This is a genomic window from Flagellimonas hymeniacidonis, from assembly GCF_008040165.1.
Lineage (GTDB): Bacteria > Bacteroidota > Bacteroidia > Flavobacteriales > Flavobacteriaceae > Flagellimonas > Flagellimonas hymeniacidonis.
Window position 1 is genome coordinate 1947510 of record NZ_VRUR01000001.1, and the last position, 11299, is coordinate 1958808.

10 protein-coding genes are annotated in these 11299 nt (G+C 36.6%); 4 read left to right on the forward strand and 6 right to left on the reverse strand.

Annotated elements, in window-relative coordinates:
* Positions 1–47: 47 nt before the first annotated feature.
* On the reverse strand, positions 48–605 hold the full coding sequence (locus FVB32_RS08820) for a TlpA family protein disulfide reductase (RefSeq protein ID WP_147743340.1): 558 nt from the start codon (positions 603–605) through the stop codon (positions 48–50).
* Between the two features lie 119 nt (positions 606–724).
* Positions 725–1759: a response regulator transcription factor gene (locus FVB32_RS18005; protein ID WP_147743342.1), complete on the reverse strand. Its 1035-nt coding sequence runs from the start codon at positions 1757–1759 to the stop codon at positions 725–727.
* Positions 1760–1851: 92 nt separating this feature from the next.
* On the opposite strand from FVB32_RS18005, the gene FVB32_RS08830 reads away from it, so the two are divergent.
* From FVB32_RS08830 to lipB, 3 genes are read left to right on the forward strand one after another with little or no spacing between them, the layout of a single operon-like run.
* The gene (locus tag FVB32_RS08830; RefSeq protein ID WP_082433465.1) at positions 1852–2007 is read left to right on the forward strand and encodes a YqaE/Pmp3 family membrane protein; all 156 of its coding nucleotides are present in this window, start codon (positions 1852–1854) and stop codon (positions 2005–2007) included.
* A 10-nt stretch (positions 2008–2017) separates the two neighbouring features.
* The gene (locus FVB32_RS08835; RefSeq protein ID WP_147743344.1) at positions 2018–2758 is read left to right on the forward strand and encodes a hypothetical protein; all 741 of its coding nucleotides are present in this window, start codon (positions 2018–2020) and stop codon (positions 2756–2758) included.
* Between the two features lie 32 nt (positions 2759–2790).
* Positions 2791–3507 carry a lipoyl(octanoyl) transferase LipB gene (gene lipB, locus FVB32_RS08840; protein WP_147743346.1) on the forward strand — a complete coding sequence of 239 codons (717 nt, stop codon included), beginning with the start codon at positions 2791–2793 and terminating at the stop codon, positions 3505–3507.
* Positions 3508–3537: 30 nt separating this feature from the next.
* On the opposite strand, the gene FVB32_RS08845 is transcribed toward lipB, so the two are convergent.
* The 4 genes from FVB32_RS08845 to FVB32_RS08860 form a co-directional block, all read right to left on the reverse strand.
* A complete protein-coding gene (locus tag FVB32_RS08845; protein ID WP_147743348.1) occupies positions 3538–4233 on the reverse strand; it encodes a TapB family protein in 696 nt (231 codons plus the stop codon).
* 3 nt (positions 4234–4236) lie between these two features.
* The gene (locus FVB32_RS08850; RefSeq protein ID WP_147743350.1) at positions 4237–5562 is read right to left on the reverse strand and encodes an OmpA family protein; all 1326 of its coding nucleotides are present in this window, start codon (positions 5560–5562) and stop codon (positions 4237–4239) included.
* A 131-nt stretch (positions 5563–5693) separates the two neighbouring features.
* Positions 5694–8153 (reverse strand): ribonuclease HII, encoded by a 2460-nt coding sequence (locus FVB32_RS08855; RefSeq protein ID WP_147743352.1) that lies wholly within the window; start codon positions 8151–8153, stop codon positions 5694–5696.
* Between the two features lie 29 nt (positions 8154–8182).
* Positions 8183–8779, reverse strand: a complete 597-nt coding sequence (locus FVB32_RS08860) for a ribonuclease HII (RefSeq protein WP_147743355.1) — start codon at positions 8777–8779, stop codon at positions 8183–8185.
* A 235-nt stretch (positions 8780–9014) separates the two neighbouring features.
* Here FVB32_RS08860 and FVB32_RS08865 point away from each other — a divergent pair, with 235 nt between their 5' ends.
* Complete coding sequence (locus FVB32_RS08865; RefSeq protein WP_147743357.1) at positions 9015–11027, forward strand: putative porin; 2013 nt, start codon at positions 9015–9017, stop codon at positions 11025–11027.
* Positions 11028–11299: the final 272 nt, after the last annotated feature.

Genomic DNA, 11299 nt, shown 5'->3' on the forward strand with positions numbered 1-11299 from the left:
CTATAAAAAAATTAAAGCGCAAAATTACACTTTTGCGCCTTAATTCCTTACTCCGTCTTGCTTAATGTGGCATAATTTGGGGTATAAGGTTTCCCGAGTATAATTTGAACCATGTCTTCTTCCAGCGATTCAATGGGGCTTTCCACTATTCTATTGACTTCTTTGCCATTTTTTAAGAGGATAAGCGTGGGTACCTTTATAATGTTTAATCCTTTTTCTTCCCCTCCTGGACTTGTTTTGACCAAGCCTTCTCGACGGTCCAGTGCTACAATTTCCAAATTCTTCATGGGAAAATTTGCTGTTTCTAAAATTTTGATGATTCTTGGCACTTCTCTTTTACTATCCCCACACCAGGTTCCTAGAAATAGTTTTATTTGATGCCCTTTTAGCGATTTTCTGATTAGTTTAATCAGTGTTTCGTCAACAGTGTAGGACTTATGGCCTTGCTGATACCAGATTTTGTAAGGATCTGAATCGAAACCATCCAAATTCACTTTTCCCAATAGGAACGTTTTTCCATTTTCTAATGTGACTTCCTGGTTGAATTCTTGTGAGAATACCATGCATGAGCTGATCAACAGCACAGTCGCTAAAACAGATTTCATAATTATCGATTTAAAGTTTGAACCGAAAATTCAATAAAATCACTGGTTGGTACGCTTTTGTGTAGATGGAAATAGGGACTAGACCCTAGGTGGAAATTTCAGAATTGGGGAGAAAGCCATTATTTTAAATCTTTTCTGGTTTCAAGATTTAGTTTCTTGTAAATATTATTGACATGAGTTTTTACCGTGCTTAAACTTATAAAAAGTGCAGTTGCTATTTCCTTATTGGTTTTCCCCTCACGAATAGCGTTGAAAATTTTAAACTCTTGTGGGGTTAAAATGTCCACAGCTTTTTTTTCAATTCTTCTTTTGCGGTTTTTTAGAAGATAATAACACGCTTGAACAAGCAATAAACCCAACAATATGTAGAGAAAATATATTGGTTTAAAGCCACTTTCTTTTTTTGTGTTTCTTTCAATAATTTGTTTATCGGCCCACAGCTCATTTTGGTATTGTTCTGTAAATGATTCTGTTGGATACTTTTTTTTCAACCTCGCCTGAAGTTCATTGTAGTAAGTGCTCGATTCTAAATTTTCAAGATAGTAGGCGTGTGTCTCATTTTTTCTGTCCGAAAGAAAATCGTAAATCAAAAGTTCTGCCAAGGGTTCTTCTGTTTGCTCGCCAAATTGTTGCAAGGTGTTGAACCATTTTCGAAAATTAAGTAACGCATTGGCTTTACTGCTATGATCGGCAAAATCAAAAATCATTTCTTCTTTTAGTGCTTCAATTTCCAGAAACACCGATGATTTTGGGTTGGTCGCTATAATGGCGCACAGGGTTTGGTTTTCAAAAGAAGTGGGAAATTGAAGTGTATCCTTATTGTTTGCGATGAAAAGGACACTTTTGCTGGTATCACATTCCCCCAGAAAGTGTTTGGCATCAGAATTTTCAGCACAACCATCTACGTGAATGCGGTGAATGCGATTATCCGTTAATAGATTATTTCCTTGAAATTGAAAATATCCTAATGAATCTACTGTCGCTTTACCAATGATTTGATCTAGGTAAATACGGGAGGATTTTCTGTAATCTTCTACTAAGGATAAATAAACAGTTTTTCCAGAACTATCCTGTCCCACATTTCCAGAAAAATGATATTGCCCAAATGTCATATAGGCATTCAAAAAAACACTAAGAACAAGCAAAAACCGCATAATGGCTGTTTATTGTGACTAAAATTAGTGGTTTTGTGTAACAAATCAAGGAATTAAGAGACCTATAAGTAACATCAATCAAAATCAAATCAATGAGTTTCTGGAGAGTTTTATTAGCCATTATTTTTCCTCCTTTGTCGGTTATCGGAAAAGGTTGCGGTTCTTTTGTTATTGTATTACTTTTAACACTTTGTGGCTGGGTTCCAGGCATTATAGGGGCACTTGTCATACTAAATAATACAAACTAAAGACAACCAAATGAAAAAAATCCAAGTCTTGGCATTGTTCCTAACAATCGCCCTAACCGCCTCATGTAATTTTACAGAAGAAATTTTTTTGCAGGAAGATGGTTCCGGTAAATTATCCATCAACTTTGATGGGTCTGAGCTTATGGAAATGGCTGGTGAAGAAATGATGAAAAGCAACGAAAAAGCAATCGATTCCCTAATTTCTTTTAAGGATATGCTTGAAGAAAAAAAAGACAGTATTGCAGCCTTGCCGCCAGAAGAGCAGGCAAAATTAAAGCGATTGGAACCTTTTAATATGCATATGGTCATGAATCCTGAGGAAAAGGTGATGAAATTTGACCTTTTTAGCGAATTCAAAAACGTAAGTGAGGTTAATGATGCCTTTAATGCGTTTCAAGGCGCTAGTGCGTTGGGACCTAACAATGGGCAGGCAAAATCACCTCCTATGGGTGGGCAGGATGCTACCACAGAGGTGCAATATGCTTTTTCAAAGAATACCTTTTCAAGAAAAGCCAAAATCATTGATGAAGAACTATTTCAACAGAGTATAGACAGTCTACAAGGTGCCGAAATGTTCCTTTCTGGGTCAACCTACACTTTAAAGTACCACTTTCCGCGAAAAGTAAAATCTGCAAATGTTGAAGGGGCTACTTTTAGTGCTGATGGAAAGACGCTGTTCTATGAGATTGGGTTTTTGGACCTAATGAAAAATCCGGCCGCATTGGATCTTCAGGTGGAACTGGAAGACTAGCTTTCCTATAACGGTCTTTGTATCTTTGCAAGATGAATAAGAACGTTATTCTGCAAGATTTAGGTCGAAAGGACTATAAGGAAACTTGGGACTATCAAGAAACTCTTTTTAAGCACATTGTTGATTTAAAAATCAAGAATAGGAGAGAGTCGGCCAATTTGGAAACCCCAAATCATTTTCTGTTTGTGGAGCACCCCCATGTCTACACTTTGGGGAAAAGCGGCGATATCAATAATTTATTGGTCAACGAAGCTCAGCTTAAGCAAAAAGAGGCTTCTTTTTACAAAATTAACCGGGGAGGGGATATTACCTACCATGGACCGGGGCAGATTGTGGGTTATCCCATATTGGATTTAGACAATTTCTTTACAGATATTCACAAATACCTTCGCTTTTTAGAGGAAATGGTCATCTTGACGCTAGCCGAATATGGTTTGAACGCTGAACGCTCCGAAGGTGAGACTGGAGTTTGGTTGGATGTGGGCACACCTTTTGCACGAAAAATTTGTGCTATGGGTGTGCGCGCCAGCCGCTGGGTCACCATGCATGGCTTTGCACTCAATATAAATACCGATTTGGGTTATTTTGATTTAATGATTCCCTGTGGTATAAAAGACAAAGCCGTTACCTCTCTCAATGTTGAGCTTGGAAAAAAGGAGGTTGATACCAAGGAGGTAAAACAAAAACTGCTCAAGCATTTTGAAGCACTGTTTGAGGCTGAGCTTGTAAAAGAAAAAACCGAAGTCTAGACCTCGGTTTTTTTCCAGTTTAAAAGATGACTATTTTTCTAGCTTGGTCAAAACCATACTATTGGTAAGTTTCCCTTTTTGATTGTAACTTTCTTGTTTTACCATTCCAATGCCCTCTGCTAACCAAATTCTGGATGGAAAGATTTTGTTGCCCATCATAGGCATTTTTGTTTTGTTTTCACTGTAGATAACGTAGCATTCAAAATCTCCTACAGGGGAGGATACTTTTTCCTTTTTTTCTACTTTTCTGTTTATGGTTTCTACATTCATATTCATGGTCATACCTCCCATATCAGCAGCAATTTTCACATCTGCATCTGCTAACTCTTGACCCACAGTTAAATTATTGGGCAATTCAATGTCTGTGCCAGTAACATCAATTTCCACTGCGGCAAACTGCTGCATCATTTGCTGATTCATTAAAGATTGAAAATCTATTTTAACCACATCGCCTTCACAAGTAAAACCATACTCGGATGACATAATCTCTTTGCCTTTATGGTCTTGATATTTCATCTGCATTGTTGCAGAGGTCTTTCCTCCAGAATCTGAAACATTTGTAACAGTATAATCTGTTTTTCCTTCCAGTTTCCCCTTTCCGTTGTAGCTGGTGTATTGAAAGGATGCACCATCTTCAAGAGGATAGTATTTACTACATTGGGATTGAGCTGTTCCAATTTGTGCTGAAAGAAAACAGATTACGGTTACTATGGTTATTTTTTTCATGAATTATTGCTTTATGAATTCTACCCTTCTATTTTGTGCTTTTCCATCTGTGGTGCTGTTGTCTCCTACAGGTTCGGACTCTCCTTTTCCTTCGGAAGAAAGTCTATCTGATGAGATTCCATAAACAGAAACAAGGGCTTCTTTTACGGCTTGAGCACGCTTTTGGGAGAGGGATAGATTGCTTTCATTGCTGCCATCTGCGTCTGTGTGACCAACAATTTTCAAATTCATCGAAGTCTCTTGTTTTAGTACCTGTGAAATTTGACGGATAATTCCCATAGACTGCGGTTGGATGTTCGCCGAACCAGAATCAAACAGTATTCCATTGGTAGACACCTTGCCTTCGGAGATAAGTTTTCTGCGTAAATCTACACCACCCTCTGCCACTTTTAAATTGCTAATAAATAAACGTTCTATACCATCCCTGAAACCGTTCATATGAAACTTAAGTGTCGTAAGCGCAGCTCCAGTTGGTACAATGCGAGGGATGTCTATGTGTTTTTCCTCATTTACCCATAACCGAAAACGTTGTTTGTTTACGGCAATGGAAATATGAGGTCTGCCTTGAAATTCATCTCTAAGATCAGCTTTGACAACACTGTAGATTTCTCTCTTATTATTTATACGATTAGACATGGTAATTCCTATTGGAGCGTATTGGCAAGCGGAAATCCGTGCATGAACAAAATTACTTCCGTCCTTAAATTTATCATCGTCGCTTAAATCCACTCGAAGAATAGCATTGGATGAGGTTTTGTTATCAATTCCAACAGCCATTAAATCAAATTCAACAGTGTATTCTTCTGGGAGTTGGGGCACATCGGGAATATAATAAAGCGCATATCCTGAAATTAATTCCAGCCATTTTTCTGGAGAATCTCCTAGGGTAACCACTTCGCCACCCCCATTGGTGTTCCATTTAGATGGAAAGTCACCTACAAAATCAAAAGCGAAATCGTCAAAGAACATTAGCTTATCACCAGGAACATAGTCAAACTTGCTGTATACCTCTATTGTTTTAGAGCTAGGATTGGAAGTGGAACCTGAGTTTTGTCCTGTACCGGTATTATTTCCTGAGTCGCTTTGCCCTCCAGTGGTTTTAGGGGCTTTGGGAGCTTGTTTGCCACCAGAACCAGGTTCCAATATACTGTCTAAGGCTTGGTCTGTTTTTTTTGCGGTTTCATTTTCGACGCGCCGTTCAATGGTGCGTTCTGCAGCTTTTTCAGCTTTTTTACCTAGCTTTTTTAAAAATTGTGCATTGCCATTTAAGCTAAATCCAAATAAGAGAACTAAAGTCATTAAGACTTTATAAACGGAGGAGGTTTTCATTTTTATAGTGTTTAGATGGTATACCGTTGAGGGTAAAAAGAATTCCTCTTAAATTACAAAAGTCTATGTTTTATTGACTTGTAAGATGTATATTTTGTTAAAACAATTGTATAAGCTGCCGTAAAAAGGGCTTAATTCATTTTATACACAATGATGGAATTCTCTTGGTCCTTTGCAACTAATTCCAACTTCTTATCATTGTTTGTGTCTATTAAATCAATCAGTGAATTGCCAAAAACAGGAAAATTTGAAATAGGTTTCGCCTGACTATCAAATAAAAATATTTTTTGATTTTGGATATCAGTGACACTTACATAAATTTTGTCATAGATGTAAAAGATTTTAGGCTTGGAATAGACCCCTAAATCCAATTCTACTTTTTTACCCCTTATGCTCAAAACATTATCATCCATAAAGACCAATGTTTTGCTCGTGGCATACATGCCATGATCTTTATTGAGGTTGAAATTAGTGCTGGTGAGTTTTCCTTTTAGATCAATTTGATGAAGGACCCCTTTCTTATTGGTAACGGAAAACTTGTTTTTGTACAAGAAAACCTCGTTTTCCGAAAAATCAATTTTTTGGGAGACTTTAATACGATCTCCTCCTGATCTATGCAAAATCTTAAGGGTCTTGTCTTCTAACTGAAATACCAAATAATCTTTGTTGGAGACCCTAAAATGTTTTGGACTGGCAATGATTGGGCTATTGGCTCGGGTATAGGTGAACCCACTTACAATTTCCGCCTTGTTATTGTACATATAGACTTTTTCACCTTGTGTAACCAGAAAGCGGTAATCCTTTTTGCCTTCATAATCAAAAACAGCCAGAGGATTCAAATTTCCTCCTTCAAAGGTTTTGGTGAAAGGAGGCACATCCTCCCCATTACGATCTATTATTAAGAACTGATTATTGGTGCAAAAAGCCAGTTGTAACCTTCCATTTTTATAGATGTCAACCTGCTCTATACGGCCTTGTATTCTTCCATTTAACTGCTTTTTCCAAAGTACTTTTCCATCTGTGGAAATGAGATACAAAAAGTTGTTTTGGTCTTGAACTACTATTTCTTGCTTGTTTGTTCTGTGATTTTTTACGAATTGGGGGTCAATGGCCAAATCGGTATCCAATTCTAGTGTAAAGAGCGGGGTTACAGAATTGGTTTTAACGGTCTGCCCAATTTTGGACGCCAAAAAATTGGCGTGGACAAAATCGGTATCGGCAACCATTTGTGCAGCAAAAGCGAAATCTTTAAAATTAGCTTTCTTAATCTCATTGAAAAGCTTGGGAATAAATGCTTCCTCGGAAAGATGGTCAACCCCCGAAGCATCAGAAATAAAGAGCATGCTAGATTCATTGGCCATAGCTGCAGTAGCTGTGGTGTAAACGGGAGCTTTGCTAAATGAAGAGGCGCTTTTAAAATTGCTGATAACGGTTTGTAAGGGCTCTCTTTTTTCTGAAAAAACAAAGGTATTTTCCAAAATTGTACAGAAGTTGGACTTAAAATTCTTCAATAAAGGGTCAAAACCATCTACAACTAGATTATTGTTTTTAAGACTTATAATCTCACTCCCCTGATAGGTTGTTGATGAAGTTTTATCCTCGTTCAGAAATTCTGAAAGGCTTTCGGTACCAAAGGAATTCAGGAGCACTACTTTTTCTGTATTCAAATAAATAATACCCACTTCTTCAATGGTATTAAAAAGCGTGTCTATTGGTTTTACCCTATCTAAATATGTATTTTGATTTTTGGCAAAGACCTGGTAATCATCAAAAGTATAGGAAACAATGGCCTGTGCATTTAAAGGCGCAAAAGTTGGAGTTTTGTTGCTTAGCGGATTTGTGCCTTTAAATAAATTGATAAAATTCTTGGTTGAATCGGACGCAACGGCGACTCCATTTAGGTTGCTATTGTCAGAATTGGCGGAAAAATCCAAGGAAATCCAATCAGAAAAGAATTTAATGTCATTTTCATCATCATCTTGTTGTGCTGATAAGAGAGAGGATGGCTCGTCCAAATTTATGAATAACGTAGCAGATTTATTAGGCCCAGAAGTCTCATAGAGTTTTTGTAGTGAAGGATTTACAGTAGTTAAACTCTTAGTTCTTGCAATATTCTCCATCAACATAAGGGAAGACCCCAAGATTATGGTATTGTCCCTAAGAATGCTATACACTTCGTAATCTTCTATACTATACTTGGTAATGTTTTGATCTTGATAACTTAGTGTCTCAACAGTCTTATTATTTGCTTCGCTTATATCAAATATGTCGGAGCCTTTATCGGATACCAAAATAAATTCGTAATTGTCTTTTCCAATTTCGTAAAAAGCTAAAAGGCAATTGGCATCTGTTTTAATGTATTCAAATCCGTCAAGTGCATTAACAATTTCTTTATGAAGTGTAAAATTGTTGGTCTTTTCTAAAAACGTATTGTTCTTTAGCTCACTTCTAAAATTGGACAACTGGTTAATCTTAATAATAAAACTTGCATTTTGGGGTAAACAGCCCAACAATGAATCTGTTTGTTTTATCTCGGTTTTGCAGGAAAGGAGGAAAAGGATAAGTAAAGTGAGGAATGCTTTAGATTTCATTTTCTAAGTTTCAAACAAATTTAGGATTTTTATATGTCTAGCGTTAACTGTTCGGGAAGTTGTTTAAAGCTTTTTCTGTGGTACTTGGTCAATCCGAACGCTCTAATCGCCTCCCTATGTTCTTTTGTGGGGTAGCCCTTGTTTTTCTTCCAATTGTACATGGGAAATTCTTCATGTATTTTGCACATATATTCATCCCGATAGGTTTTGGCGAGTATAGAAGCTGCGGCAATGCTCATAAATTTTCCATCTCCCTTAATAATACATTCATGTAAAACATTAGGATAGGGCTTAAAACGATTGCCATCTACAAGAATGAAACTAGGTGTTTGCGATAATTTATCCAAGGCACGATGCATGGCTAAAATAGATGCATTTAAGATGTTTATACTATCTATTTCATTTTCAAAAACATGGCATACAGCGAATGTGACCGCCTCTTTTTCCAAAATAGGTCTCAGCAATTCTCTTTTAACTTCAGATAATTGTTTGGAATCATTTAGGATTTTATTGGAAAATCCTTTCGGGAGAACGATTGCCCCGGCGGTAACCGGGCCAGCCAAACAACCTCGTCCAGCTTCATCCGTTCCGGCCTCATTATAATGTTTGTAAATAGGTTTGAGCATTTTGATAAATTCAAAAAAAGAGGAACATAAGCGTAATGGCGAAATCTAAGAAGAAAAGGCCAAATTTAAAACCCTAAGCCATAATTGTCTAAATCGGTTTTAGTGTTTTTGAGCTAGATCTTAAACTGGAGAGAATATCAATATGTATATGGGAATGGCCATTGTTGCGCAGAGAGAAACTTTCACATTTCTTTAGAAACAAAAAGATATACCTTTGCCAGACCAATAATATGGAATGAGATTTTTATTTTTCGCCCTACTTTTTTTTATTGGGCTTTCCCTGTCCGCACAACAAGATTCTTTGCCACCCATAAAGAAAATAGATTCTGTTAGTCCAATAGATTCTGTCGCCACTAAAAAACCAAGATTCATTGTCCCAAAAAAGGTCGAAGAAGAAGTTGAAGAAGAGGTCATATCTATTGAGGATTATAAAATCATTTCCTATTCCCGCGATACCACTTCATTGGATACTACATTGACCATCAAAAAAGAATATAAATACAATTACTTAAGAAAAGATGATTTTGAGGTAATGCCATTTTCCAATATAGGGCGCGCGTATAACGCATTGGGGAGAACGTTTTCCAAAAATTCTTTTTATCCGCAATTGGGAGCTCGCGCTAGACATTCCAATTATTTTGAAGTTGAGGACATTAACTACTATCATGTTCCAACACCCATGACCGAGCTTATGTTTAAGACAACTCTGGAACAAGGACAGTTGTTAGATGCCTTGCTTACATTCAATATTTCTGAAAGGTTTAATGCCTCAATAGCTTACAAAGGATTCAGGTCTTTAGGAAAATTTCGATTTGACCAAACACAATCTGGAAATTTTAGAACTACATTTAGTTATTCCAACAAAAAAGGTAATTACAACGTTAGAGGGCATATTGCCGCTCAGGATATTGAAGCTCAGGAAAACGGTGGATTGTTGAATCGTGAGCAATTTGAAAATGATCCACAAGGGGATTTTACAGATAGATCAAGAATAGATGTTCTTTTCGCCAATGCAAACAATAGAATATTGGGCAAGCGATATTACTTTGACCATCAATTGAAGCTTTTCAATATCAAAAAAGACTCATCTAATAAAAAACCTACTACTCTTGCAATCGGTCATGAATTCAATTATGAAACCAAATTTTACGATTTTGTTCAAGATTCACCGGTTGATGCTTTTGGCCAAGACCCATTTCTAACACCAATTGAAGATAGGGCGAGGTTAAGGACTATGTTTAATAAAGTGTCCGCAGAGTTTTCCAATAGAACACTGGGTACATTAACCGGGAATGCTAGTCTTTATAACTACGATTATTTTTTCAACAGCATTTTGATAACGGATTCAGGCACTATCCAAAATCAATTAACAGGAGAGGAAATAGCAATTGGCGGGAGTTACTTTAAAGACTTTGGACGCTTATTGTTAAAAGGTGACATTAATTACAACCTTACTGGAGAACTTGCGGGAAATGCGTTTAATGCTTCCATTGATTATCAAATAAATGATAATAATTTGGTTACTGGAGCAATACATGCCTCTTCGCGAATGCCAGACTTTAATTTTTTGCTCTATCAAAGTGATTATCGAAATTTCAATTGGCAGAACACAGATACTTTTCAAAATCAGCAAAGTCAAAGTATTAGATTTGGGTTTGATTCAAAGAAAATTGGATATATAGAAGCTGAATATAGCGCTATAGACAATTATACCTACTTTAAGTCAATTGCTACACAAACACAGCTTGATGCTGGTCAGGAAACTGCCTTTGTGCAACCATTTCAAGAAGGAACTACCATAAACCATTTACGGGTAAAATATACCAAGGAAATTAAATGGAGGAGATGGGCACTTGCCAATACAGTATTATATCAAGATGTCACCCAGGATGGTCAGGTAATCAACGTCCCGCAATTGGTAACAAGGAATACCTTATACTTTTCGAAGGATATTTTTAAAAAGGCGATGTTTTTACAAACGGGAGTCACCTTCAAATACTTTACATCATATAATATGAATGCCTACAATCCATTATTGGGGGAATTTTATATTCAAAACAGAGAGGAGTTCGGGGGGTATCCATTGTTGGACTTTTTCATCAATGCAAAAGTGAGGCAAACAAGGATATATTTAAAAGCAGAACATTTCAATTCTTCTTTCTCAGAACCTAACTTTTATTCCGCACCAAATTACCCATATCGTGACTTTGTTATCCGTTTCGGATTGGTTTGGAATTTCTTTTCTTAAAATTATCTTAAGAATTAAATATTTCGAGGCTGGAAAACAGCATGTTATAACTTTATTTGATTTTTTAGAAAAAAATAGAGGGAAACTATTTGCTGAGGAAAAATAACCTCTTTATATTTGCACCCGCTTAGCAGGTAAAGCTGGGTTGGAAAAGGGTATAAGAGGGGTCGTTTCATAGTGGCCATTTTTTTTCTTTTTTAGATTTAAGAAGTTCATTTGACATATTGTATAGACAGCGTAAAAGAGAATAACAAAGAACCATTTTGATGCAG